Here is a 22,886-nt window from a genome sequence, read left to right as displayed (position 1 = left end):
TCAAATCCCTCCCTCTACTCGCTCATGAGCCCCGGCGCCCAGCCCCGGGTACAGGTATAAGTCATTCACATCCGGCTGATCCGCATCCGGATCGGGGCGCGAGCGCACCCAGCTGGTATGCCCCAGCCGCGTGGTGCCGCCCAAGGATGCCCGCGGCACCTCGTCGCCCGCCAAAATCAGGTTCACGTCCCAGTCCAGCACATCGCCGGCATAAGACCGCACAATTGCCCGCAGCCGGTTCAGGGCCGCGCCGCCCGGCAGCAGCCGTTCGTAATCTTCCAGTTTCAGCGGCCCGATGCGGATGCGGAATTTCGCGGTGCGGCTCCACACCTTTTCGCCAATGCTGGTGGTCTGCCCCAGCCCGCCGTAGCCCAGCTGCCAGCGGTCGTCCGGCTCCAGCTCCAGCCAGCTGCCGACATATTCCTCCAGCTTGACCGGCACTTCGAAAAACGCCGACAGGATCGACACCAGCCCCTCGGCGTTCTTGGCCCCCTTCGCCAGGTGGCCCGCAAAATGCAGCTTGGCCAGATCCGGCATGTCGTCCCGGCTGGTGAACTTGAACCCGTTGTAACCGATCAGCGATGCAACCTTGCGCGCCATCGGGTCATCGGCCCGGTCAAAGCTCACCGCGGGCGAGCCTTGCGTCCAGGCCCGGTACAAAAGGCTCATCAGCCGGTGCGTCAGCATATCGGCAAAGGCCACCATCGTCGGGTCGCGGTGGTTGCGTTTGCGGTCGCGGGCGTATTCGGTCAGATGCAGCGGCAGCGGCCCCTGCGGCCCGAACAATCCGAAGAACCGGTTGGTCAGCACCGCGGGCTTGTCGCCTTCGGCCGGTTTGAATGCGGCAATGGTCGAGGGCGGGAATGCCAGCTCCGCCTCCTGCCCCAGACGCAGCCGGTCCTGGCGCGGGCGGCGGCTTTCTCCAAGGCGCGGGGCATCAGCGAAATGCGCCTCCAATACCCTCAGGGCCTGAAAAACGTGGTGCTTTTCAGGGTCTATGGCCAGCCGGCCATAAAGGCTCAGATCATCCGGCCGAGGCCCTTTTCCGGTCGCCATCTGGCAATTTCCCCGCGTTTTTCGGTTTTCAGGACGGTCTCCGTGAACGAGTTGATACTGGCATAGCCGCGGAAGAACCGCTCCAGCACGGCCCCCAGCGCATAGATGTTGCTGCCCTCGAAAAAGCTCTCGTCAAAGCCCAGAGTGATCTCCAGCCCGCGCACCGCGGTTGACAGCACCTCGTCGCTCATCCGGCGCACGATGGGGCGGGCCCCGACCGACAGGATGCCCTCCAGTTGCTTCTCTGTCACCCGGTCGCCTAGCGGTGCATACAGCCCCACCAGCTCGCGCAGCGCCTCAGCTGACTGGCCCTTGCCGGTTTCAGCGATTGAGACGTAGTTCAGGCTCAGATGCGAGATCAGCCGCCAGGCGGTATCCCCTTGCGCCAGCGTCGGGTGCGGTCGGGTCGGCGACACCGGCAGCGTCACCTTCTGCACCGGGCCGCCCTCGGGCAGGTGGAACACATCATCGCTGCCCGTGGCCAGCAGCATCGGCAGATCGCGGTTGGTGCACAGCGCATTGACCGCCAGCTGCTCCAGCCCGGCGGAATACGGCGCCTGCGCCCGGTCCACCAGCGTCAGGAACACTTCCGATCCCAGGTAGGAACTGCGCACCCCGCGCAGGCGCTCCTTCTCCGACCGCTGCCGCATCCGCCGCTTGACGGTGTAATAAGCCGGGTGGCTTTCACCCGCGGCGGTGAAGTCATTGGCGGAGTAGAACGGGCGGAAGATAACATCGTCTTCGCCCTCGCCGCTGATGCCGGTCACGCTCTGCAGCCCGTAGATCTCGAAATCGAGGCCCGCGGTACGGTTCGGGATCACATGATGCTCGGTATCGATCGGCGAAATCCGCACCCGGTCGCAGCGTTTCTCGAACAGGTTCACCGCCGGCACCGCGTTCAGCTTGAACACCTCCGGCACCACGATCGGCGCAATCTCCGGCATGCCCTCGCGCAGCAGGATATACAGGTCGACCTCGTTGCCCTCGGACTTCTGCAAGCCCGCTTGCAGCCCCTGCAGCTCGACAAAGCGGAACCGCTCCGGCATCGCGAAATATTCCTGCAGCAGCCGGTAGCCGTCATAGACCCGGCGCGGCAGGGGCAGCAGCGCCTCATCCGGGCCAAAGCCCTTTTGCACCACTTTGGCGCCGCGCAGCGGCAGCTGCCAGTCGGCCCGCCGGTCAGTGGAGCGCGCCACGATCCCTTGCACCTGGGTGCACAAAAGCTCCAGGAGCGGCCAGCTGTTGCCCGCCTCGCTGGTCAGGTACAGCGACAAGCTGTCCATATCCAGCTTGCTGATCGGATCGCCGTCGATCCGCTTGATCCGCAGCCGGATGCCCGCCCGCGCGTCATATCCGGTGGCCACGCCCGCCGCCACCAGTTCGCCGCGGCCGTCGATATACTGCGCTTCGGTGATCTGGATCGGCCACATGGTCAGATCGGCAGCGGTGCGGAACTCGCACGGCGTCTGCTCGCCCTCGGTCAGCCGCGACCGCAGGGTCGAGCCGCGTTTCAGCACATAGCCGCTCTTGACGGCGGAGTTCGCCACATCCGGTTCAAACGCCGCGATCATCATCGAGGGCGTCGGCGCCAGGTAATGCGGATAGATGATCTCCAGCAGGTTGGAGGTGAAGTTCGGGTACTGCAGCTCCAGCTCCAGCTGCACCCGCGCGGTCAGAAAGGCGACGCCTTCCAGCAGCCGCTCCACATAAGGATCAAGAACCTCGACCCCTTCCATCCCCAGCCGCGCGGCGATCTTGGGATAGGCAGCGGCAAATTCCCCGCCCATGTCGCGCAGGTAGTTCAGCTCATTCTCGTAATGGGTCAGCAGCCGTGTATCCATCACATGGCCCTTTCCATTTCCACTTCGCCGGTGGTCAGATCAACCTTGCTGCGCAAATACAGCTCCAGCGGCATCGGCTGCGCCCACATGTCGGCGCGGATCTCCAGCCCGACTGTCATCTCGGTCGCATCGGTGCCATCCTGCAGCCGCACGTCGACCGAGCCTTCGATGATCCGCGGCTCATAAGTCGCAATCGCCTGCTTGATCGACCGCCGGATCGCCTGGGCTTTCTCAGTGGTCGAGGCCTCGCCCGCCACTTCCACCAGACCGTAGTTCAGCACCGAGGCCGATACCGAAGGAAACTTCTCCGCATCGAAATGGCTTTCGACATTCTGGGTGTTCAGCAGCCAGGACAGATCGCGCTGAATGATTTCCCGCAACCGCACAAGGTCGATCACCCGGCTCTCGCGGGTTTCCTTCTGATCGCCAGGTGCATTGTCAGTCAGCCGGTCCAGCAGCGAGGGCTGCAGGCGCTCGGCCAGTGTCTTGTCAGCCATTCTCTTCGCCGTGCCCATCCATCCGGAGTGTGCGCACGTCCATGATGGCAATGTCCTCATCGCCGATCGCCAGCAGCCGCTGGCCCAGACCGGTATAGGTTTCCTCGCCGGCATCCTCCCAAACGGTGGCGCGTGCCAGCATCGACAGCCCGTCGGCCTTCTCGCTGCCCGGGTAGCGGGTCGGGATCATCGCCGCCACCGCGCCGCCGCCCGCCAGTGTCAGGGTTCCGGCCGTCCAGACCGCATCACGCAGGTCGCTCGGCTCTTCCGCCTCGAAGGAGACGATCTTGGAAAACGGCAGCCAGTAGTATTTGCCGTTGATCACCGCCTCCAGCACCGGGCCCAGCCGCATGTCGGCATCGGCAATCCATTCGAACCGCTTGCCGTTCACCTCGCCCGGGCTGGCCGGCGCCGCATCGAAGGCCTTGGCGCGCAGTTCCGCGGCTTCCTTCGGGTTGCCGCCCGCCAGCAGTTTCTGCGCCTCGATCAGATGCGCCAGCCATTCCTCCGGCTCGCCCAGTATCAGCGGCGACTTTTCACCGGCGAACACCTTCTCGCGGTAAACCTCGCAGATGATCGCCTCGCGGTAGGCCTGCGCCATCACCGTGGCGCCTTCATCCAGCCCTGCCGCCGCCTTCAGCTGGGCAATCGCCCGGTTCCAGTCGCCCAGCACACACAGCAGCTGAAACAGGAACACCCGCAGTTTCGGATTGCTCGCATCCGCCCGGATCTTGGCTTGCAGCGCCTCCAGCGCCGCCTTGGGATCACCAGCTTTCAGATGCTCTTCGGGTGTCATGGGGCTCTACTCCGCAACGAGGATGGATGCTGCAAATACGTCAGAAAAAACGGACCCCGGGCGCAAATACACCCGGGGCCAGCCAAAAGGTTTACTCGACCTTGCCGGTCTGCACGTTCCACTTGAAGGTGCCTTCAGTGGTGAGTTTACCAGTCTTCTGGTTGGTCGACTTGTACTCGTGCTCAAGCGATGCATAGGCCAGCGACCAGGTCTCTTCCGGGATGCCGTCTTCACTTGCCGAGATGGAGTAGCTGTCGACAACCACATCCTTCAGCTTCCAGATCGAATAGACCAGCAGGCCCTGGCTGGCGCTGTCGCCCGAGCGGCACCAGTGCATGATGATTTCCGGGCGCACGGTGCCGTTGGCAACCGACAGCGCCAGGTCGTTCGATGCCTTGCCCATCTGCGAGGTCAGCTCGATCTTGCCGAAGTTCGAGTTTGCGTGCATCCGCTGGGTAGAACCCAGGTCGGTCATCTCGACGGCACGTTCAACGTTCCAGCTTGCCGACTGAACAACGATCCACTTCTTGTGGTTCTCCTCGGTTGCATCGCCTTCGATGTCCGAGATCTGTACGAACATGTTTGCAGCCATTTTTCTATCCTTTCAAAATTTAAGAACTCTACTGCACTATGCTTGGTTAAGGCTGGGGAGTGGGTAATCAGCCTCCTTTTTCCGAGGGCAGTTTCGATACCAGACGCAGCGAGACGGAAAGCCCCTCCAGCTGGTAATGCGGGCGCAGGAAGAATTTTGAGGTGTAATACCCCGGGTTGCCCTCGACCTCTTCCACAACCACTTCGGCTGCGGCCAGAGGCTTGCGCGCCTTCTCGTTCTCCGAAGAGATGTCTGCGTTGAAATCAACATAGTTGTTGATCCAGTCCTGCAGCCAGGATTCCATATCCTGACGGCTTTTGAACGAGCCGACCTTGTCCCGCACCATGCACTTCAGATAGTGCGCGAACCGGCATGTGGCGAACAGATACGGCAGCCGCGCGCCCAGATTGGCGTTGGCGGTGGCGTCCGGATCGTCATACTCGGCCGGCTTGTGCAGCGACTGCGCGCCCATGAAGGTCGCGACGTCGGTGTTCTTGCGGTGGATCAGCGGCATCATGCCGTTCTTCGCCAGTTCCGCCTCGCGCCGGTCGTCGATGGCAATCTCGGTCGGGCATTTCTGATCGACGCCGCCATCGGTGGTCGGGAAGGTGTGGCTGGGCAGGTTTTCCAGCGTGCCGCCGCTTTCGACGCCGCGGATGCGCGAGCACCAGCCGTACATCTTGAACGAGCGGGTGATGTTCACCGCCATGCCGTAGGCCGCGTTGACCCAGCCGTATTTCTCGCTGCCCGCCCCTGCGGTGTCTTCCTCGAAGGCGAACTCCTCAACCGGGTCGGTCTTGGAGCCATAGGGCAGACGGCCCAGGAAGCGCGGCATCGCCAGGCCGACGTATTTCGCGTCCTCGCTGTCGCGCAAGCTGCGCCAGGCGGCATATTCCGGGGTCTGGAAGATCTTGGTCAGATCGCGCGGGTTCGACAGTTCGGCCCAGCTGTCCATCTGGAACAGCGTCGGCTTGGCGCCGGTGATCAGCGGCGCATGCGCGGCTGCGGCGATCTTGGACATTTCGCCCAAGAGCTCGATGTCCGGCGGCGAATGGTCGAAGTGGTAGTCGGCCACCAGGGAGCCGTAGGGTTCGCCGCCCAGCTGGCTGAATTCCTCGGTGTAGATCTTCTTGAAGATCGGCGACTGGTCCCATGCCGTGCCCTTGAATTTCTTCAGGGTCTTCGACATCTCCTTCTTGGTGATCGGCATCACCCGGATTTTCAGCTGCTCATCGGTCTCGGTGTTGTTGACCAGATAGTGCAGGCCGCGCCAGGCGCTTTCCAGCTGCTGGAAATCCTCGTTGTGCAGGATCAGGTTCACCTGTTCCGTCAGCTTCTTGTCGATCTCCGCCACGATGCTCTCGATCGAGCGCAGCGCGTCATCGGAGATCAGCGCGGAATTTGCCAGCGCCTGCTCGGCCAGGGTCTTGACCGCGCTCTCGACGGCGGTCTTGGCCTGGTCCGACTTGGGGCGGAATTCCTTCTGCAGCAGGCTCGCAAATTCGGTTGAGCCAAAGGCGGCTTCACCGGCAGCGGCTTCCGCCTGGAGTTCTTCTTCAGCCATCTTTGTCCTCCCCTCTTATTCTTCGCTGTCGGCGTCGCCGCCGGGTTTCGGCTGCGCCGCCAGGGTTTTCAGCAGGCTCGGGTCCTGGATGATCTTGGAGATCAGATCCTCGGCGCCGGTCTTGCCGTCCATGTAGGTCATCAGGTTCGACAGCTGGGTGCGCGCTTCCAGCAGCTCGCGCAGCGGCTCCACCTTGGCGGCGATCGCGGCGGGCTTGAAATCATCCATGCTCTCAAAGGTGATGTCGACCGCCAGGTTGCCCTCGCCGGTCAGCGTGTTGGGCACGGTGAACGCGGCCCGCGGCGCCATCGACTTCATCCGGTCGTCGAAGTTGTCCACGTCGATTTCCAGGAACTTGCGGTCCGCCACCGCGGGCTGTTCCACTTCGGATTTGCCCACCAGGTCGCTCATCACGCCCATCACGAAGGGCAGCTGCACCTTCTTCTCGGCGCCGTACAGCTCCACGTCATATTCGATCTGGACCCTTGGTGCCCGGTTGCGGGCAATGAATTTCTGTGAACTTCCGGCCATCTAGGTCTCCTTACTCGTCTTGCTTTCACGGACGCTGCAGCAGGTTCCGCCGCAAATCTTTCCGTGTCCGTCAGTCGTCGTCGTCTTCGTCAATCCCGCCGATCAGGTGGACGTTCTCCACCCCCTGCGGGGCCATGTCATTCATGATGGTGAGGAAGTCGGCCCCCACCAGCCGCTTGCACCGCTCCAGCAGGATCGGCAGCGGGCTGGAGGGTTCCGCCCGCCGGTAATAGCTGATGATGCGGTCCAGCGTATTGGACACATCCGCGGGCGAGTTGATCGCCCCCGGCGCAGACGGCACCGCGCGCCCGCCCGCGGCCGGAGCCGCAGCCGCGCCGCTGTCTTCGGCTCCATCCTCTGCGGCCTCATCCCCCGCAGCATCGTCCTCCGCGCTCATGTTAGCATATGTGGCGATCCGCTTGGAAATCTGCTGCAGCAGCTTGATCAGCGCGCTCAGGTCCGGCCCCTGCCCCGGTGTCTGCTCGTCGAACACCGCCGAGATCGCCCGGACGTTCTCCTCTGCGGCCTTCACCGCAGCCAGCCGCGCCGCAACTACCTCCTCGTCGCTGTCCTGGAACGCCGCACCAATGGTGGCGGTATCCGGGACATGCTCCATATCTTCCGGCGCCGTCATCACCCCTTCGGCGATTTCGATGTCGCGCAGGCAGAAGCGGCCGAAGCCGCGGCTTTCGCTCAGCGGCGCGCGGCGCAGCGAGCGGTACAGCGGCGACGCGCCGGCCATGCCGTCCGGCTGGCCGCACAGATCCTGGATCGCATTGATCCGCATCGTCGGATCGCCGTCGTCCTCATCCAGCTCCGGGTGGCAGGTCTCCCAGAACTCCTCCAGGCAGCCGCGGATATAGGTCGTCACATCGGCAAAACCGGGCAGCCCTTCAGAATGCAAAAGCGCATCTCCCAGAAACACCGCCGCCCGCAGGTCGTGGCTGCGCTCCAGCACCTCCAGCGCCTTCTTCTGAACTTCGCGGTAGTCGGGATCGGTGGCCTCGATCTTCTCATCGCCCACCACCGATTCCTCGCCCGGCTGAGCCGCCAGCTCCATCTCGGTGAAAGCCGGGTCATATTCGAGGTTTTCACCGCTAGGGGAATCCTCCCCTTTGGATTGCAGCAATACTGCAGGATCCATCTTTATTCGCCCCCCTGGGTGCATTCTTTATTGGCCGCGCCTCAGATAGGTAACGCGACGTAAGGCAGGTGCCACTCTTTTCGAGCCTGGTGGTTAAACCCGCGGAAACCTCAAACAATAACTTGACCCCAAGAGAGCCTTATCGCCATCCTAATGTCAAACCTTTTCCATGCTTTTAGCGGCGGCTGAATGATGAGTATTGATCGTATTTCTGGCAAGGAAGTCAAAGAGATGGTCCGCGAAGGCGCCAAGAAGCGGATGAGTTTCGCCTTCTGCCTCGATGCCAGCAAGGACCCTCTGCTGATGATCCAGCCCGGCAAGAAACCGGAAACCCTGAAGGCCCCGATGAAGAAAGAAGGCGGCGGCCCGCCCATGGCCTGGGGCACCTACGTGGTGCGCTCCGGCAATATGGAGGTGATCTGCGAAAGCGCGCCGCAGCGCATGGTCACCGAACTCAAGAAATTCCTCAAGCGCAACCCGGCCAAGGTCAACGTGCTGTTCTACGATGACGGCGGCAACCTGCTGGACAGCCTCAAACCCGAGGCCCCCGAGGGCCAGGTCACAGAGGAAAACGTCTCCGACATTTCCGCCGCCGGCATCGACCCCAAGGCCATCGCACCGCTGAAACGCCGCCTGAAACGCATCCAGCCGCGCATCGGCCTTGCCCCCGGACCGCTGGAGCTGAAACTGAAACGCGCACTGGCCAAATCCGTCAGCCTGATCAACGACGGCCGCCTGCAGGAGGCCGAAACGATGATCGTGGTGATCGAGCGCGCCGTCGCCCGCATCGGCAAGGACCGAGAGGACGAAGGCAAGTCGATGAAACGCGGCCAGCGCGAAATGGACCAGCGCTCGCTTGGCGCCCAGGTCAAGCGCGCCCAGTCCCTGCAGGCCAATGTCGCCCGCGCCCCGGGCAAGGTCCGCGACCGCCTGGGCCGCGCCCTGCATGTGGCCGCCCGCCACCTGAAACGCCGTGACCTCGATTCCGCCCGCGACGCCATGGACAAGATCGAAAAGGCCCTGACCGCACTGGTCTGATCCAAAGAACCAATCCGCACCCGGCGGGCTGGCGAACACCAACCGGAACCCGGAGACAGTGATGCCCTTGAACCGCCTGCTTTCTGCCCTCGCCCTGATCTGCCTGCCGCTGGCCGCCGCGGCCGAGACCGGCCCGCTGCGGGTCGAGCTGAACAAGACCGAAGAAATCGAGGGCGGCGGCTGCCGCGCCTTCTTCCTGTTCCGCAACCAGACCGGCAAGAGCTTCGAAGGCTTTGAAATGTCGCTCGCCATCCTCGACGGCCAGGGGGTGATCGACCGGCTGCTGTCGATCGACGCCGCCCCCCTGCCCGTCCAGCGCACCACCCTGAAACTCTTTGAAATTCCCGAGATCGCCTGCAGCAACATCTCCGAGATCCTGCTGCACGACATCACCTCCTGCCAGCCCCAGAACGAAGAGCAGACGGACTGTTTCCCGATCCTCGAGCTTGGCTCCCGCGCCGCCGCGCCGCTGGTGAAGTAAACCATGGCCGGCACTTGGGAAATGCTCGGCACCGGCGGACCAGTGATCGTGATCCTGGCGCTGATGTCACTCCTGTCGCTGACGGTGATCGCCGTCAAACTGATCCAGCTCTGGCCGGTGCGCTCCGGCTCTGACGCCCGCGAGCAGGCGCTGACCCGATGGAAAGACGGCGACCGCAAGCAGGCGCAGGACAGCATAGCGGGCGGCAAATCCCCGGCCGACCGGGTGATGGGCTACGCCATGCAGGCACTGCAAGAGGGCCTGCGCGGACCGCTCCTGCAAGACGAACTGCAACGCCGCGGCAACGAGGAGGTAAGCCGGATGAATTCCCTCATCCGCCTGCTGGAGCTCATCGCCATGGTGGCGCCTCTCCTGGGTCTTCTCGGCACCGTTCTCGGCATGATCCAATCGTTTCAGGAGCTGGAACTGGCCCAAGGCGCTGCCAATGCCTCTGTGCTGGCCGGCGGTATCTGGCAGGCGCTGCTGACCACCGCCGCAGGCCTGCTGGTCGCCATCCCCGCCGCCATCGCCGCGGGCCTGTTCGCAGCCCGCATCGACGCCGCCGCGCAGGCGATCGAAAGCGCCGCCGGCCGCCTGCTGCTGATCGACGGGTCGCGCTGACACGGGGGAACGCCGCCATGATGATCAACCGGCCAGCCCGCCCCCGCGCCCTGATTTCGCTGGTGCCGATGATCGACGTCATGCTGATCCTGCTGGTGTTCTTCATGGTGACTTCCACCTACCTGAATCTCGACATGATCCCGGCGGTGAAACCCTCCGAAGGCGCCGCAACAGGAAGCCCGCAAGCGCCGGCAGGCACCCTGATGATCCGCCTCGGCGCAGACGGTGTGCCGGTGCTGCGCGGCACCGGACTGGATCAAAACACCCTCCGCGCCACCCTCGCCGCCGCGGTGGCAGAGGAACCGCTGACCCAGGTGGTGATCCTCCCCTCCGGCGCCGCGCAGACCCAGGCGCTGATCACCGTGATGGACAGCGCCGCCCTGGCCGGCGTCACCCGCCTGCGCGTCCTGCGGCTGGAGGCGGTGCAATGAAGCTCAACCGCCCGGCCCGCAATCCGCATTCGGAAACCATCATCGCCCTCATCGACGTGGTGTTCTTCCTGCTGGTGTTCTTCATGCTGATCGGCCGGATGGACGCCACCGCGCCGTTCGATGTCCGCCCCGCCACCGCCGTCACCGGCCGCGACATGCCCTCGGGCGGCATCACCCTGGCCATCTCCGCCACCGGAGACCTGGCACTCGACGGCAAGGCAATCCCCCGAGACGCCCTTTCCCCTGCCCTCTCGGCGCTGCTGGCAGACGACCCGGATCTGCGCCTGCGCATCAACGCCCACCGCACAGCGGAACTGCGCAACGTGCTGCCGCTGGTCGCCGCGGGCGAGGCGCTGGGATTCCGGGACGTGGTGCTGGTGGTCACCCCGGAAACGGACGGATGATGCGTACCCCGGCCATATGGGCGCTGGGGCTTGCGGCCTCCGCCCTGGTCCACGCCGGCGGCGCCGCAGCGCTGCTGATCTCGCTGACGCCCGACCCGGTTCCGCAGCAGCCCACGCCGGAAAGCAGCCTCAACCTGCAGGCCCACCGCGTCCCCCGTTCCGAGGCCGTGCAACAGCCGCCCGAGGGCGAGCAAGCCGCTGAAAGCGAAACGCAAAGCCAGGGTCTGGCGTCCGGAAGCATCCCGCAATCGGCGGCCCTGCCGCAGCCGCCTGACGCGGACCGTCTTGCCGCTGCTGTTCCGCCTGCTGCACCCCTTGCTGCTGCCGCAGCGCCAGCCGCCGCTGCAGCTCCGGCCCAGGCGGCCGGCAGCCCCCTCGCCAGCGCCAGCCTTCCGGCCGCAAGCCTGGCCGCTGCAAACCCGCAAACCCAGCAGGCCCAAGCCACCGCCCCGGCGCTGTCACAGGCCGCCGCCGCAGCAGCCCCCGCGCCTTTGGCGCTGGCCGCTGCGCAGGAACCGGCGCTTACCCTTGCAACGGCACCTGCTCCGCTGACGGCCGCCGCAGCAGCACGCCCCGACGCGGCCGCGCTGCCGCAAACCGCTCCAGCCAGCCAGCCCGGCCAGGAGGCGCAACCGGATGCGCCCGTGCTGCCCGGCACCGCGCCCAATCCGCAGCAAACGCCGGCCGCCATCCCGGACGCCCCCCGCATCAAGGCCGCGCTCGCCTTCCAGGGCGGCAGCGGCGGCATCGACCCGGTCTCCCTCGCCGCGTTCCAAAGCTTCATGCAGCCGGGCGACGCGGCGGCTGAGGGAGATCCCCTGCGCGACGGCGTCTCCGGCATCCTCGCCGCCGTGCCCTGCTCCCGCCTGCAGGTGGCCTTTGTTCCGGAAACCGCCACGCTGGAGGTGCGCGGCCACCTGCCTGAGGACGGCCTCCGCTCTCCTGTTCTGGCAGCCCTTCAGGCACAAATGGGCGCCGACATCACAGTCTCGGACGAAATGCGCCTGTTGCCCCGGCCGCAATGCGGCGCGCTGGCAGGCATTTCAAACGTCGGCCTGCCGCAAAGCACCGACCAGATCACCAACCCGCTGCTGGTCGGCGAAGACGCCCATGCACGGGTGCTCGACTATTCCGGCGGCGAGCGGCTGTTCTTCGACCTCACCGCGCCTGACTACCCGGCCTATGTCTACGTGGATTACTTCGACGCCGGCGGCGCGGTGCTGCACCTCTCCCCGAACGAACTGGTGCCGCTCGCAGAGGCCGCCGCCAAAAGCGCCCTGCGTGTCGGAGCCAAGGAAGCCGGAGACCCCGGCCTGCAAATCACCGTCGGCCCGCCCTACGGCCAGGAAATCGCGGTGGCCTTTGCCGCCTCGCACCCGCTTTACGAGGGCAACCGCCCGCTCAGCGAACCGGCAGCGCCCTATCTGGACTTCCTGCGCACCCAAGTGGCAGAGGCCCGCGCCGAACACCTGGATTTCAAGGGCGAATGGGTTTATTTTCTGATCGACACCCACGCCCCCTGATTGCAGACCGCAACGGCAGATCTCCCGCACCCGCAGGCCCGCGGCTGACGCGCTGCGCCTGGCCCCCGTCCTTTTCCGGGTCAAGGGCTGCGCGAGCAGCCGCGCGCACGCGCGGTTCACCCTTGACGCGGAAACGGGCGGAATATCATGGACAGGGCGCCTTAAGGGCAAACCTGCCCTTAAGCGCTTCTCAGCAAACGAAAACCCGCTTTCCACCCTGTGATACGCTGCTCTCTGAAGCGCGCCCTGCGCTGTGCACAGCACAGCGCCACGCCCAACCAGGACGGTGCATCTTCAAATGCTCCCGCACGGGCGGGAGCCCTCCCCTGCCCTGCAGAAAACAGTTTGCGGGTGTCTACTGGCAGCCGCCCGCGGCCCAGCTCTTCAGCACCTGTTTCAGCGCGCCGCCAAACGGGTGCTGCTTGCCCAGCGAGCGTTGCATGTTGAGGCTCAGATAGGTGTTGCCCTGCGTGCACAGCCGCTCCCGCGTCCACTGGTGGCAGGCGCTGCAGGACTGGTCCTTCCAGTAGCTTTCCGGCAGCCCGTCGACGGGCGCAAAGGACGGTGAGCGGGTCACCACCTCCGCCAGTGTCAGCCCGGCAATCTCCGGCATGCTGGTTTGCAGCGGGCTGGCATAGGTGACCGGGCCGGCCTCTGCCAGTTTCACCGCCTCCGGTTCAGGGTCAGGCGCTACAGCAGGCGCCTCGCCGCCCGCAACAGGATCCCGGCCCGCGCCTGCAGCCAGCGCGGCAACTTCAGCCGCGGCCATTTCAGCGAATTGCCCCTCAGAATAGGCCATCAGATAGGCCTCGTAGGCTGCCTTGCTGCCATCCCCCTGCGCCGCCTGAAACATTGCCGTCTCGGCGTCTTGAACAGAGGCTGGCGCCTCTGCGGCCGCCGGCTTGCCGTTCTGCAGTTCCTCCTGCACCAGTTCCGCCAGCAGCGCCCGCGCCTCATCGGCATATCTGCCGTCGCCATAACCGCGCAGGAACAGCATGATCTGCATCGCATCCCGCGACGCCTTGATCGAAGCCCAGATCTGCGCCTCCTCCATTTCCGCGGCACTCATCACCACCTCCGGCGCCGCCGCGGCAAAAGCAAAGTCGCTGACCAGCGAAGACGTGTCCCAGGGCGTCTGCTTGCCGCCGCTTTGCTCCAGCACCGCCCGGCGCACCTGTTTGAACACCTGCTCCACCGGCGCCCCCGGCACCACGATCTCGCGCGCCAGCGCCTCGGTGAAGGGGCTGTTCTCCCCTTCCCCGTCCAGCGCCACGTCACCCGGCGCAGTGGCATAGGCGAGGAAGGTTCCGGTCGGCGCCTTCATCTCCGCCAGGCCGCTTTCGTTCAGATCCGCCACCGCCTTGAACGGATTGTTGCGGCAGGCGTCCAGGATCACGATGTTGGTGCGGTTCCGGGCCGACGCCATCTGCCGCAGCACCGACTGCGCCTCGATTGCCATCAGATCCAGATCCGCCGCATCCGCCAGCGCCACATCGACAGGCAGCAGATAGTTGCTGCCAAAGCTCTGCACCCCGTGGCCGGCATAATAGAACAGCCCGGTCGCGTCCTCGCCGGCGCTGCGCAGCTTGCGCCCGAACTGGGCAATCGCACGCTTCATCTCGATCTGCTTGGCGTCCGCTGCCAGCGTCACGTCAAATCCCAGCCCCTCCAGCGTCTCAGCCATCAGCCGCGCATCGCGCACCGGATTGTCCAGCTCGGAAACCGCGCCATAGGCCGAATTGCCGATCACCAGCGCCAGCCGCTCCTCCGCCAAGGCCATGACGCCCCAGCAGGACGCAACAGCGGCCAGCAGCATCAGCCGGACCCGGATCATCAAAATTCGCACGTATCTGCTCCACTTCCCGCCCCTAGCACCCGTCCGCGCGGGGGCTGCTTCCCAATTCTTAAGGGTATTTCGTTACCAAACTATCGCGTCCCTTGCGCCCGGCGGCAACTCTGCGGTTAGTCTGGGCGCATCATTTCTGCCCTGGCCCGCAGGCCGGTGCACCACTGACAGCCTTTGGGATGGACCCTGCATGTACCGCTTAACCCTTTCAATCATAACAGTTTTCCTGCTTCTCATCCGCCCGGCACTGGCCGCCGGCCCGTTTGAGGGCGGATGGCAGCTGACACCCGAATCCTCCGCCATCCGTTTCATATCGATCAAAAAAGGCAGCATTGCGGAATCCAGCCGCTTCGCCGCCTTCTCCGGCAGCATCTCCGAAGCCGGTGAGGCAAAGATCCATATCGCGCTCGATTCCGTCGACACCTCCATCGACCTGCGCAACGTGCGGATGCGGTTCCTGTTCTTTGAAACCTTCACCTACCCCGAGGCTGTGGTTTCGGCCCGGATCGATCCGGCGCAGATCGCCGATCTGGCTGCAGTGCAGCGCAAGCAGATCGACCTGCCCGTCACCCTGTCGCTGCATGGGGTTGAGACCGGGCTGACCATCCCGGTTGCGGTAACACTGCTGAACGGAAACCGCGTTGCCGTCGCCACCGTGCAGCCGGTGATCCTGAAGCTGGAGGACTTCAACCTGGTTGCCGGAAAGGAAAAACTTGAAGAAGCCGCAGGCGTCACCATCACCCCTGTCGGCCTGGTCAGCATGGACCTGATGTTCGACCGCAGCGGCACTGACGGTGCGGCTGTCCCCGCGGGGACAGCCGCCTCAGGCGCCGCCACCGCGCTGGAGGCCAGCGGCGATTTCAGCCGCGAGGCCTGCACCGGGAGGTTCGAGATCCTGTCGCAGGGCCGCAGCGTGAACTTCGCGCCCTCCACCGCGCGCCTGGATGCCAACTCCCGCGACTTCCTCAACAGCCTGTCGGACATCATCCGCCGCTGCCCCGGCATGGTGGTTGAGGTCGGCGGCCACACCGACAGCCAGGGCAAGGCAGCCTGGAACATGACGCTGAGCGAGAAGCGCGCGGCTGCGGTGAACCAGTACCTGCAGGAGATGGGCATCCCGGCAGAACGCCTGGTCGCCGTCGGCTATGGCGAGACCACACCGCTGGTGCCCAACGACACGGTGCAGAACCGGGCCAGGAACCGGCGGATCGAGTTCAAGGTTCTGAACTGATCCGCCGCTGTCCCCGCGGGGACAGCAACGCTGCACAGAAGCAGACCCGGCCCCGCGCCGGGTCTTTTCATTTGGCCAGCAGCCCTCAGCAGACGTCTTTCCTTGCCTTGTCCCCGCGGGGACACATGCCGGAAACACCGCCGCTTGCCACCTGCGGACATGAAAAAGGCCCGGCATCTCTGCCGGGCCTCAGCCACTTTTCTGACGCTGTCCCCGCGGGGACAGCTGCTTCAATCGTCCTGTTCGAGGGCGGCAAAGAACGCGGCAATCGCGCCTTCCAGCTTGTGCCGGTCGATCTCGGAGAAGTCGCGCTCCATCGCCATCTCGATCTTGCCGTCGCGCGCCTGGCAGCGGACTGTCCCCGCGGGGACGGTGCAGCGCAGGGTGGTCTTGGCAACACCGGGACGCGGTGCTGCAGCTGCGCGGGGCGCAGGTTTGCGCTTGCCCTCGAGAAAGCCGCGAAGCACCTCCAGCTCCGCCTCTTCGGTTTCGGCCTTCGCCCGCGTCAGCGCCTCCCGCAGTTCCGGGATGTGAGCCGCATCAGCCTCCAACCGCTTCCTCAGCTCCAGCCCCAGCGCGCGCGGGATCGCTTCCGGGAATTTCAGCAGATCGCCCACCGCGCCCAGCAGCTGGGCGAAATGGCGGATATAGATCTTCTTCTGACGGCCCGCAGAGGCGTAAAGGTCGTTGACCGCGTCTTCGAGAGACTTCGCCCGGGTGCCCCCGTCGTGAGTATAGCTCAGCGCCAGCTGGGCCATTTCGGCGAATGAGATGTCCCGGCGCACCAGGTTTTCGTCCACCATCCGGCGGTACAGGCTCTGCAGCGAGTCGCCCTTGGCCACCAGACCCGCGGGGATATGCTCATAGGCTTCATCCTCCGTCTCCCGCAGCAGCTCCAGATAGGCCCGCAGCCGGCGGTAGCCCTGGATCAGCTCATAAGTGCCGTCTTCCCTTTCCTCGACCCGGATCGGGTTCGACAGGCCGATGGCTTTGATGGATTCCTTCAGCTCGTCCAGGTCGGGGTCGCGCCCCTCCCTGCGGTCGCGGATCAGCTTGGTCGCGCCGATCCGTCCGATCGGGATCCGGTCGACCATCAGGCCCAGCTTCTTCAGCCGCACAAACTCATGCGCCAGCCGGTCGTTTTCGTCGCGGATTTTCTGCTCGGCCTCCGCGCGGGTGCGCAACGCATCGGCGTTCTCGGAGATCGCGGTGGCCATCGGGCCGCGGCGGGATTCAGCGGGTTTGTCTGCCGGTTTTTCCGGTGCTGTCCCCGCGGGGACAGCGGCCGTATCAGGGGTGAAGTCGATGTCGAAGACTCTGCGTTTGCTCATGCCTCATCCTCCAGGTTTTCCCAGGCTTCCAGCGCGTAGGCTTTGAATTCGTCATAGGCCTGATCAAACGACGCCCGCGCGCGCCGCCAGGTTTCGCGCGTCATGTCCCGGTAATCGATTTCGTAGATGGAACTCAGGAAGCGGCCCGATTGTTCGACTGCGCGGGTCATCTCGATCGGGTGCTCCGTCATTCTACCCTCAAAAACCTTCATAAATGCCGAACGCATCGCACGGTGCAAATCGTTACCGCTTTCGTAACGGGTCAGGAGGAAGCGGACGTCCTGGAAAACCTTGGGCAGGGCAAATGTCCCCGCGGGGACAACGCCGTTAAAGGCAGAGAGATCCTCCAGCGCCTCGGACAGCTGGCCGATGAAAGAGGTGGTGGAGTCATATTCCCAGTAGCCGGGGCCGGAGGGGATATAGAGCATGTCGGCCGCGAAGACCGCGTTCATCGACTGGTAGCCGATGGCGGGCGGGCAGTCGAAGATCATCAGGTCGTAATCCTCAGACGGCAGCTGATCGAGGTAGCGCGAGACGGCCGCGAAGAACGACCATTCCGGGTTCAGGTGGCGGTACTGGGCGGAGGCGAATTCCACAAAGGCCGCATTGGCGCAGGAGGGGATGATGTCGATGGTCGGCCAGCTGGTCGGCTTGACGAAGTCGCTCACGCGCAGATCCTGCAGCCCCATGCCCGTGATCGCATCGGGCAGCTGGCGCTGGGGCAAGGCGGTGCCGGACTCAGCCCCCTGCAGCGACGCGTTCATCCGCGTGGTCTCGCGCACCAGGTCGCGGGCCATGATGCCCCAGACGGTGTAATCCTCAGTAACGTCGCTGAGACCCATGGAGTGGGAGAGCGTCGCCTGCGGGTCGAAGTCGACGCAGAGCACCCGGTAGCCGTCCAGCGCCGCGGCATGGGCGAAGTGCAGCGCAACGGTGGATTTGCCGGCCCCGCCCTTGAAGTTGGAGATTGCCACCCGCAAGGCACGCTTGCCTGCGGGGCGCTTGGGCAGCAGGGATTTGCGGTTGATCTTGATGCGGCGGCGCAGCTCGTTAATCTCCTCCAGCGAATACCAGCGCTGGCGGCCGTCCTCCTCGACATGGCCCTGGGGCAGGGAGGGGTCGGTGGCCAGCCGCCCGCGCAGGGTCGACTGGTTGACCCGGAAGATCAGCTCCGCCACCTCCCAGGAGGAGAACCGGCGCAGGGTCTTTTCCATTTCGGGGGAGAAGGTTTGCTGGCGGATCCAGCTTTGCATCTTCAATGATTGGGCCTGCATTTTGGACAGGTCTTCGTGCGTAAACATCACTGCTCCTCGATCTGCACGTTGTTCTTATATGTATGGCGGCGTCCATTTTCCTGCGGACGCTAATTCAGCCTCAATATCCATTTACGCCGAATTTGCAAAAAACGCAAAAGCTAATATGGTCGGGAAGAGCGTCCTGTCCCCGCGGGGACACATCTGCAGAAGGCCCAGTGAAATAAGGCGCAGGGCGATTCGGAAGGCACCTGCCAAACGATTCGTTTCATTGGTTTTTTCTGGGGTTCAGACGCCAGATTTAGGGGGACTCCCCGGACCGGGATACAGCAGATTGGGGGACATTTTGGCGCAAATAGGGGTCACCCTGGATGTCCCCCAATACCATAGATACCAATTTTTCTTTCGAAAAAGGGATTAGGGTTGAATTCAATTCCCGCCAGCGCTTGACAGAATCGGAATTCCGGACGCAAATCAGATACAACAAACGAATAGCGTTGAGTTCAGGGCAAACCCGGCCAACGCATTTCCCGGCAAACAAGTCCGGGAGCACTTGAGGCAGCATATCCCGGCCCAGGAGGGCAGGGAGGGAGAAACGGGGGCAGCAATGCTTGCCAAACGGCCTGCGGGGCGCAACGCCTCTGCACTGAAGTATGATATCCTCACGGCGATGGGGGCTTATGCGCTTGGCCAGGGCAAGGGGGCGCAGAAGCTGGTTCTGCGTTTCATGACATTGATGACGGCACGCTACAACTGGCTGCGGGATGAGCTGGCCGTCGGGCAGCGGGAGATTGCCCGGCTGTGGGATGTCGACGAGCGCACGGTGAAGCGCGAGATGGCGAAGCTTCGCGGCATGGGCTGGCTGGTGGTGAAGCGCCAGGGCGCCCGCGGGCGGGTCACGGAATACGGCATAGACCTGGAGCGGCTGCTGGCGGACACGCAGGAGCGCTGGGGCGCCGTTGGGCCGGACTTTGAACACCGGATGCAGGGCGCGGATGAGCCTGCGCCGAATGTGGTGCCGCTGCGGCCCGGTGCGGTGCCGCCACCCCCGGATGTGTCGGACGGCCATGAGTGGAGCCTGGCCAAGGCAGTGCTGCATGCGGAAGACCCGGCCAACTATGCCTCCTGGGTGCAAGGACTGGAGCGCGCGGGCAGGGCAGGGGGCAGACTGGTGCTGAAGGCGCCGAGCCGGTTCCATGCGAATTACGTGATGTCGCATCTGATGCCGCGGCTGCTGGCGGCCTGCCGTGATGTGGATGGTGAGGTCTCCGCGATTGTTGTGGAGGCGTGAGACGGAAACGGCACGCCTGCGGTTGAACCCCTTGGGGCCAAGGCATTATGTGGGCGGGCAGGGGGCCTGGCGTGACAGGCCCCGCGGAACAAGGAGCAGCCCGAAATGAGCGGCGTGCAAGACAAGATCTGTGTCATTGGCCTGGGCTATGTCGGGCTGCCGCTGGCAGCGGCCTTCGGGCAGCACCGGGCGGTCGTGGGGTTCGACATTGATCCCTCCCGCATCGCGGGGCTGCGCAACGGCGAGGACCGCACGCGGGAGCTGGAACCCGAGGAGCTGGCCGCGGCGGAATTCCTGTGTTTCACCTCGGACCCGGCGGAGATTGCGGACTGCACGATCTATATCATCACCGTGCCGACGCCGGTGGATGCAAGCCACCGCCCGGACCTGAGCCCGCTGCTGGCGGCCTCGGCCATTGTGGGCGGGGTGCTGAAACCCGGCGATCTGGTGATCTATGAATCCACCGTCTATCCCGGCGCCACCGAGGAAGACTGCGTGCCGGTGCTGGAGGCGCGGTCGGGGCTGAAATTCAACGCGGATTTCTTTGCGGGCTACTCGCCCGAGCGGATCAACCCCGGCGACAAGCAGCGGCGGCTGAAGGATGTGGTGAAAGTCACCTCCGGCTCCACTCCGGAGGTGGCGGAGCGGGTTGATGCGCTCTACCGCGAGGTGGTGACGGCAGGCACCCACAAGGCCGCAAGCATCCGGGTGGCAGAGGCGGCCAAGGTGATCGAGAACAGCCAGCGGGATATCAATATCGCGCTGGTGAATGAGCTGGCCAAGATCTTCAACAAGATGGGGATCGACACCCAGGCGGTGCTGGAAGCCGCTGGCACCAAGTGGAATTTTCTGCCGTTCCGCCCCGGGCTGGTGGGCGGGCACTGCATCGGGGTGGACCCCTATTACCTGACCCATAAAGCGGAGCAACTGGGCTACCACCCGGAGATCCTGCTGGCGGGCCGCCGCTTGAACGACGGCATGGGCGCCTATGTTGCGGGCGAGATGGTCAAGGCAATGCTGAAGCGCGGGTTGCCGGTCGCGGGCGCGCGGGTGCTGGTGATGGGCCTCACGTTCAAGGAGAACTGCCCGGACTTGCGCAATACGCGGGTAATCGACGTGGTGCGTGAGCTGCAGCAATACGGCGCAGTGGTGGATGTTTTTGATCCCCATGCGGACCCGGATGAGGCGCAGGAGGAATACGGCATTCCGCTGGTCGCTGAGCCGGGGCAGGGGGCCTATGCCGGGGTTGTCCTGGCGGTGGCGCATTCGGAGTTCCGCGCGATGGGGGCGGAGGCGGTCCGCGCCTTGGGGTCCGAGGGAGCGCTGGTCTATGACCTGAAATATGTGCTGGCGCCGGAAGAGGCGGATTTGCGGCTCTGACAAGGGGAATTTTACCGTAGTCGCTTGAATTGCTGTATCCTTGCCCATGTCAGCAAGGAGACCGGGTATGAGTGATGTTCTGGAAGGCCGCTGCCTGTGCGGCGCCGTGAAAATCCGTGTTGAAGGGGCGCATGACCCGCGCGCAGGGGCCTGCCACTGCCGCATGTGCCAGCGCTGGAGCGGCGGGCTGTTTCTGTGCTTCGAGGCTGATGCGGAGGCGGTGACGGTTGAGGGGCCGGTGGCGCATTACCAATCCTCTGCCTTTGCCGAGAGGGCGTTTTGCAGCACCTGCGGATCGCATTTGTGGATGCGGGATGTGGATGAGGACGGCCGGCCTTATGACCTGATGCCGGGGTTGTTTGATGAAGCGCTGACCTGGCCGCTGCGGTCTGAGATCTATGCTGACCGGGCGATGGCTGCGGTGCGGCTGGAGGGGGATCACAAGCGGGCAACCCGGGATCAGTGGGAGGCGCAGAACCCGTTTATTGACGGCGATGTCTGAGGGCGCGTGGCAGGGGGATCAGCCCCCGACGCGCGGCAGTTTCGGGCCGCTCCAATAGGCGCCGCTGTCCTGGCGCAGGGCGTCGTAGGCTTTGATCCGGCGCCGGGCGTCTTCGCCGCCGGCCGCGATCAGATGGGTGAGCAGGCACTCCAGCACCGCCATGGCGCCGCCGATAGCACCGAAGGGATGCAGCGAGTTGGCGGCCACCGCCAGCACATGGTCGGTGCGGATGCCGGGGGCAATGACCTCGCTGTCGGTGATCAGGATCACCGATGCGCCGCGTTCGCCCGCCAGCCGCAGTGCCTGGATGGTGCCGGCGGAGTAGGGGGCGAAGGTGACGGCGATCAGGCAGTCCTCGGGGCCTATGTCCAGGAGATCATCGAGCGCGGCGCCCATGTGGCGGGGAACGAGGTCCAGAGACGGCAGGGCCATGCGGCCGACGTAGTGGAAGTAATAGGCAAGCGCATAGGAAGAGCGGGTGGCGGTGACATAGCTGCGGCGGGCGGTGAGCAGCGTGTCCACGATGGCCTGGGTCCGCTCTGCCGTCATCAGCCGCAAGGAGCGGGAGGTTATGTTCAATTGGTTGCGGGCGGTGGCAGCCTGCAGTTTTCCTGCCGGGCCTTCGTCCTGCATCCGGTCCAGCCAGTCCTGACCGAGGTCTGCCTCATGCGTGGTGGTCAGCGCGGCGCGGAAGGGGGCGCGGAAGGCCTCAAACGTGTCATATCCCAGATGCTGGGCGAGGCGCACAAAGCCGTTGGCGCTGATGCCGGTCCTTTTGGCCGAGGTGCGCACGGTGTCGAGGCCGAAGTCGCCGGGGTTGTCGATCACGTATTTTGCCGCCGCTTTCAGCTTGGGGGGCAGGCTGTCCATTTGATCCTTCAGATGCTGGATCAGCCGGGCGGTTTTCCGGGGGTCGAGATGCGGGTCCATGCGCCGCATCAGAGCAGATGTGCGGTAAATGGCAAGAGTGGAACGGGTGTTATTCCGACAGGAACGCCATCAGGTCCTGGCGGGCGTGCAGGATGCGGATGATATCCGGGCGGTTTTGCTCCAGACGGTAGATCACCAGATGCGCGCCCGACGGGTGGATGCGGACCGGGGGGGTGAATTCGTGCCGTTCTCGGGCCATTCCGGGAAAGTCCGCCAGCAAATCGAACAGGGCAAACAGGCTGTCGGCATAGGCGTCGGCCTGTGCTTCGCCCCAGGTTTCCAGGCCATAGCGCCAGATGGCGGCAAGGTCGGCGCGGGCGGCGGGCCGGATCCGCCAGCGCGGCTCAACCATTGCGGCGCATGGCGGCCTTGAAACCTTCGGCTGTCAGCGTTTCCGCCGGGCCGCTGGCGAGGCCTGCGTCGATGGCGGATTGCAGTTCCGCTATGGCGGCGGTGCGGGCCTGGTCGCGGCGGATCAGGTCGCGGACATAGTCGCTGGAATTGGCATAGGTGCCGGTGCGGGCCTGTTCCTCGACCCAGTCCTTCATCTGGTCCGGCAAAGAGACATTCATGGTGGCCATGGGCGGGCTCCTTTCGCTGGGA

At 64.6% G+C, this 22,886-nt stretch carries 24 protein-coding genes; 10 read left to right on the top strand and 14 right to left on the bottom strand.

The features are described 5' to 3' along the window. From tssG to tssA, 8 genes are all read right to left on the bottom strand, one after another. Positions 1-1,056, bottom strand: coding sequence for a type VI secretion system baseplate subunit TssG (gene tssG, locus AB1A62_RS18575; RefSeq protein WP_366662969.1), 1,056 nt, complete (start codon positions 1,054-1,056; stop codon positions 1-3). Continuing rightward, positions 1,020-2,897 carry a type VI secretion system baseplate subunit TssF gene (tssF, locus tag AB1A62_RS18570; RefSeq protein ID WP_366662983.1) on the bottom strand — a complete coding sequence of 626 codons (1,878 nt, stop codon included), beginning with the start codon at positions 2,895-2,897 and terminating at the stop codon, positions 1,020-1,022. The genes tssG and tssF overlap by 37 nt, the downstream gene beginning before the upstream one ends. Continuing rightward, complete coding sequence (tssE, locus tag AB1A62_RS18565) at positions 2,897-3,394, bottom strand: type VI secretion system baseplate subunit TssE (RefSeq protein WP_366662968.1); 498 nt, start codon at positions 3,392-3,394, stop codon at positions 2,897-2,899. Before tssE ends, tssF begins: the two co-directional genes overlap by 1 nt. After that, the gene (locus AB1A62_RS18560; RefSeq protein ID WP_366662967.1) at positions 3,387-4,190 is read right to left on the bottom strand and encodes a type VI secretion system accessory protein TagJ; all 804 of its coding nucleotides are present in this window, start codon (positions 4,188-4,190) and stop codon (positions 3,387-3,389) included. Before AB1A62_RS18560 ends, tssE begins: the two co-directional genes overlap by 8 nt. Before the next feature lie 91 nt (positions 4,191-4,281). Next, on the bottom strand, positions 4,282-4,770 hold the full coding sequence (locus tag AB1A62_RS18555; RefSeq protein WP_366662966.1) for a type VI secretion system tube protein Hcp: 489 nt from the start codon (positions 4,768-4,770) through the stop codon (positions 4,282-4,284). Positions 4,771-4,849: 79 nt separating this feature from the next. After that, positions 4,850-6,346, bottom strand: coding sequence for a type VI secretion system contractile sheath large subunit (gene tssC, locus AB1A62_RS18550; RefSeq protein WP_366662965.1), 1,497 nt, complete (start codon positions 6,344-6,346; stop codon positions 4,850-4,852). Between the two features lie 15 nt (positions 6,347-6,361). After that, a complete protein-coding gene (tssB, locus tag AB1A62_RS18545) occupies positions 6,362-6,877 on the bottom strand; it encodes a type VI secretion system contractile sheath small subunit (protein WP_027260175.1) in 516 nt (171 codons plus the stop codon). Positions 6,878-6,947: 70 nt separating this feature from the next. Beyond that, positions 6,948-8,021, bottom strand: coding sequence for a type VI secretion system protein TssA (gene tssA / locus AB1A62_RS18540; RefSeq protein WP_366662964.1), 1,074 nt, complete (start codon positions 8,019-8,021; stop codon positions 6,948-6,950). A gap of 189 nt (positions 8,022-8,210) precedes the next feature. Here tssA and AB1A62_RS18535 point away from each other — a divergent pair, with 189 nt between their 5' ends. From AB1A62_RS18535 to AB1A62_RS18510, 6 genes are all read left to right on the top strand, one after another. Beyond that, on the top strand, positions 8,211-9,059 hold the full coding sequence (locus AB1A62_RS18535) for a hypothetical protein (protein WP_366662963.1): 849 nt from the start codon (positions 8,211-8,213) through the stop codon (positions 9,057-9,059). A gap of 61 nt (positions 9,060-9,120) precedes the next feature. Next, positions 9,121-9,540, top strand: coding sequence for a hypothetical protein (locus tag AB1A62_RS18530; RefSeq protein WP_366662962.1), 420 nt, complete (start codon positions 9,121-9,123; stop codon positions 9,538-9,540). Between the two features lie 3 nt (positions 9,541-9,543). Next, positions 9,544-10,161 (top strand): MotA/TolQ/ExbB proton channel family protein, encoded by a 618-nt coding sequence (locus tag AB1A62_RS18525; protein WP_366662961.1) that lies wholly within the window; start codon positions 9,544-9,546, stop codon positions 10,159-10,161. Between the two features lie 17 nt (positions 10,162-10,178). Then, on the top strand, positions 10,179-10,592 hold the full coding sequence (locus AB1A62_RS18520) for a biopolymer transporter ExbD (protein WP_366662960.1): 414 nt from the start codon (positions 10,179-10,181) through the stop codon (positions 10,590-10,592). Then, positions 10,589-10,996 carry a biopolymer transporter ExbD gene (locus AB1A62_RS18515; protein ID WP_366662959.1) on the top strand — a complete coding sequence of 136 codons (408 nt, stop codon included), beginning with the start codon at positions 10,589-10,591 and terminating at the stop codon, positions 10,994-10,996. The genes AB1A62_RS18520 and AB1A62_RS18515 overlap by 4 nt, the downstream gene beginning before the upstream one ends. Further along, on the top strand, positions 10,993-12,519 hold the full coding sequence (locus AB1A62_RS18510) for a DUF4384 domain-containing protein (protein ID WP_366662958.1): 1,527 nt from the start codon (positions 10,993-10,995) through the stop codon (positions 12,517-12,519). The genes AB1A62_RS18515 and AB1A62_RS18510 overlap by 4 nt, the downstream gene beginning before the upstream one ends. Before the next feature lie 355 nt (positions 12,520-12,874). On the opposite strand, the gene AB1A62_RS18505 is transcribed toward AB1A62_RS18510, so the two are convergent. Further along, complete coding sequence (locus AB1A62_RS18505) at positions 12,875-14,365, bottom strand: caspase family protein (protein WP_366662957.1); 1,491 nt, start codon at positions 14,363-14,365, stop codon at positions 12,875-12,877. 190 nt (positions 14,366-14,555) lie between these two features. On the opposite strand from AB1A62_RS18505, the gene AB1A62_RS18500 reads away from it, so the two are divergent. Then, positions 14,556-15,596 carry an OmpA family protein gene (locus AB1A62_RS18500; protein WP_366662955.1) on the top strand — a complete coding sequence of 347 codons (1,041 nt, stop codon included), beginning with the start codon at positions 14,556-14,558 and terminating at the stop codon, positions 15,594-15,596. 230 nt (positions 15,597-15,826) lie between these two features. Here AB1A62_RS18500 and AB1A62_RS18495 read toward each other — a convergent pair whose 3' ends face one another. Both AB1A62_RS18495 and AB1A62_RS18490 read right to left on the bottom strand, forming a co-directional pair. Next, positions 15,827-16,927: a ParB N-terminal domain-containing protein gene (locus tag AB1A62_RS18495; protein WP_366662954.1), complete on the bottom strand. Its 1,101-nt coding sequence runs from the start codon at positions 16,925-16,927 to the stop codon at positions 15,827-15,829. Then, positions 16,924-18,228, bottom strand: coding sequence for an AAA family ATPase (locus tag AB1A62_RS18490; RefSeq protein ID WP_366662953.1), 1,305 nt, complete (start codon positions 18,226-18,228; stop codon positions 16,924-16,926). Before AB1A62_RS18490 ends, AB1A62_RS18495 begins: the two co-directional genes overlap by 4 nt. A 559-nt stretch (positions 18,229-18,787) precedes the next feature. On the opposite strand from AB1A62_RS18490, the gene AB1A62_RS18485 reads away from it, so the two are divergent. The 3 genes from AB1A62_RS18485 (at position 18,788) to AB1A62_RS18475 (ending at position 21,353) form a co-directional block, all read left to right on the top strand. Further along, positions 18,788-19,471 carry a DnaA N-terminal domain-containing protein gene (locus tag AB1A62_RS18485; protein WP_366662952.1) on the top strand — a complete coding sequence of 228 codons (684 nt, stop codon included), beginning with the start codon at positions 18,788-18,790 and terminating at the stop codon, positions 19,469-19,471. A 105-nt stretch (positions 19,472-19,576) separates the two neighbouring features. Then, positions 19,577-20,851: a Vi polysaccharide biosynthesis UDP-N-acetylglucosamine C-6 dehydrogenase TviB gene (tviB, locus tag AB1A62_RS18480; protein ID WP_366662951.1), complete on the top strand. Its 1,275-nt coding sequence runs from the start codon at positions 19,577-19,579 to the stop codon at positions 20,849-20,851. A 67-nt stretch (positions 20,852-20,918) separates the two neighbouring features. After that, positions 20,919-21,353, top strand: a complete 435-nt coding sequence (locus AB1A62_RS18475) for a GFA family protein (protein WP_366662950.1) — start codon at positions 20,919-20,921, stop codon at positions 21,351-21,353. 18 nt (positions 21,354-21,371) lie between these two features. Here the strand turns inward: AB1A62_RS18475 and AB1A62_RS18470 are convergent, their stop codons facing one another. The 3 genes from AB1A62_RS18470 to AB1A62_RS18460 are packed head-to-tail and all read right to left on the bottom strand — an operon-like array spanning position 21,372 to position 22,864. Beyond that, positions 21,372-22,283 (bottom strand): MurR/RpiR family transcriptional regulator, encoded by a 912-nt coding sequence (locus AB1A62_RS18470; protein WP_366662949.1) that lies wholly within the window; start codon positions 22,281-22,283, stop codon positions 21,372-21,374. 49 nt (positions 22,284-22,332) lie between these two features. Further along, positions 22,333-22,635 (bottom strand): type II toxin-antitoxin system RelE/ParE family toxin, encoded by a 303-nt coding sequence (locus AB1A62_RS18465; RefSeq protein WP_366662948.1) that lies wholly within the window; start codon positions 22,633-22,635, stop codon positions 22,333-22,335. Next, positions 22,628-22,864 carry a type II toxin-antitoxin system ParD family antitoxin gene (locus tag AB1A62_RS18460; RefSeq protein WP_366662947.1) on the bottom strand — a complete coding sequence of 79 codons (237 nt, stop codon included), beginning with the start codon at positions 22,862-22,864 and terminating at the stop codon, positions 22,628-22,630. Before AB1A62_RS18460 ends, AB1A62_RS18465 begins: the two co-directional genes overlap by 8 nt. Positions 22,865-22,886: the final 22 nt, after the last annotated feature.

Source organism: Leisingera sp. JC11 (assembly GCF_040704725.1).
Classification (GTDB): Bacteria; Pseudomonadota; Alphaproteobacteria; order Rhodobacterales; family Rhodobacteraceae; genus Leisingera.
The sequence above is the reverse complement of the archived record's forward strand: the minus strand, read 5'-3'. Positions and strand labels throughout refer to the sequence as shown.

Excerpts from the sequence above, each read along its gene's own strand:
- AB1A62_RS18490 (WP_366662953.1), bottom strand. The coding sequence starts at position 18,228 with ATGTTTACGCACGAAGACCTGTCCAAAATGCAGGCCCAATCATTGAAG.
- tssC (WP_366662965.1), bottom strand. The coding sequence starts at position 6,346 with ATGGCTGAAGAAGAACTCCAGGCGGAAGCCGCTGCCGGTGAAGCCGCC.
- AB1A62_RS18525 (WP_366662961.1), top strand. The coding sequence starts at position 9,544 with ATGGCCGGCACTTGGGAAATGCTCGGCACCGGCGGACCAGTGATCGTG.
- AB1A62_RS18520 (WP_366662960.1), top strand. The coding sequence starts at position 10,179 with ATGATGATCAACCGGCCAGCCCGCCCCCGCGCCCTGATTTCGCTGGTG.
- tssE (WP_366662968.1), bottom strand. The coding sequence starts at position 3,394 with ATGGCTGACAAGACACTGGCCGAGCGCCTGCAGCCCTCGCTGCTGGAC.
- AB1A62_RS18515 (WP_366662959.1), top strand. The coding sequence starts at position 10,589 with ATGAAGCTCAACCGCCCGGCCCGCAATCCGCATTCGGAAACCATCATC.
- AB1A62_RS18510 (WP_366662958.1), top strand. The coding sequence starts at position 10,993 with ATGATGCGTACCCCGGCCATATGGGCGCTGGGGCTTGCGGCCTCCGCC.
- tssF (WP_366662983.1), bottom strand. The coding sequence starts at position 2,897 with ATGGATACACGGCTGCTGACCCATTACGAGAATGAGCTGAACTACCTG.
- AB1A62_RS18560 (WP_366662967.1), bottom strand. The coding sequence starts at position 4,190 with ATGACACCCGAAGAGCATCTGAAAGCTGGTGATCCCAAGGCGGCGCTG.
- tviB (WP_366662951.1), top strand. The coding sequence starts at position 19,577 with ATGAGCGGCGTGCAAGACAAGATCTGTGTCATTGGCCTGGGCTATGTC.
- tssA (WP_366662964.1), bottom strand. The coding sequence starts at position 8,021 with ATGGATCCTGCAGTATTGCTGCAATCCAAAGGGGAGGATTCCCCTAGC.
- AB1A62_RS18460 (WP_366662947.1), bottom strand. The coding sequence starts at position 22,864 with ATGGCCACCATGAATGTCTCTTTGCCGGACCAGATGAAGGACTGGGTC.
- AB1A62_RS18475 (WP_366662950.1), top strand. The coding sequence starts at position 20,919 with ATGAGTGATGTTCTGGAAGGCCGCTGCCTGTGCGGCGCCGTGAAAATC.
- AB1A62_RS18470 (WP_366662949.1), bottom strand. The coding sequence starts at position 22,283 with ATGGACCCGCATCTCGACCCCCGGAAAACCGCCCGGCTGATCCAGCAT.
- AB1A62_RS18485 (WP_366662952.1), top strand. The coding sequence starts at position 18,788 with ATGCTTGCCAAACGGCCTGCGGGGCGCAACGCCTCTGCACTGAAGTAT.
- AB1A62_RS18535 (WP_366662963.1), top strand. The coding sequence starts at position 8,211 with ATGATGAGTATTGATCGTATTTCTGGCAAGGAAGTCAAAGAGATGGTC.
- AB1A62_RS18465 (WP_366662948.1), bottom strand. The coding sequence starts at position 22,635 with ATGGTTGAGCCGCGCTGGCGGATCCGGCCCGCCGCCCGCGCCGACCTT.
- AB1A62_RS18495 (WP_366662954.1), bottom strand. The coding sequence starts at position 16,927 with ATGAGCAAACGCAGAGTCTTCGACATCGACTTCACCCCTGATACGGCC.
- tssB (WP_027260175.1), bottom strand. The coding sequence starts at position 6,877 with ATGGCCGGAAGTTCACAGAAATTCATTGCCCGCAACCGGGCACCAAGG.
- AB1A62_RS18530 (WP_366662962.1), top strand. The coding sequence starts at position 9,121 with ATGCCCTTGAACCGCCTGCTTTCTGCCCTCGCCCTGATCTGCCTGCCG.
- AB1A62_RS18500 (WP_366662955.1), top strand. The coding sequence starts at position 14,556 with ATGTACCGCTTAACCCTTTCAATCATAACAGTTTTCCTGCTTCTCATC.
- tssG (WP_366662969.1), bottom strand. The coding sequence starts at position 1,056 with ATGGCGACCGGAAAAGGGCCTCGGCCGGATGATCTGAGCCTTTATGGC.
- AB1A62_RS18555 (WP_366662966.1), bottom strand. The coding sequence starts at position 4,770 with ATGTTCGTACAGATCTCGGACATCGAAGGCGATGCAACCGAGGAGAAC.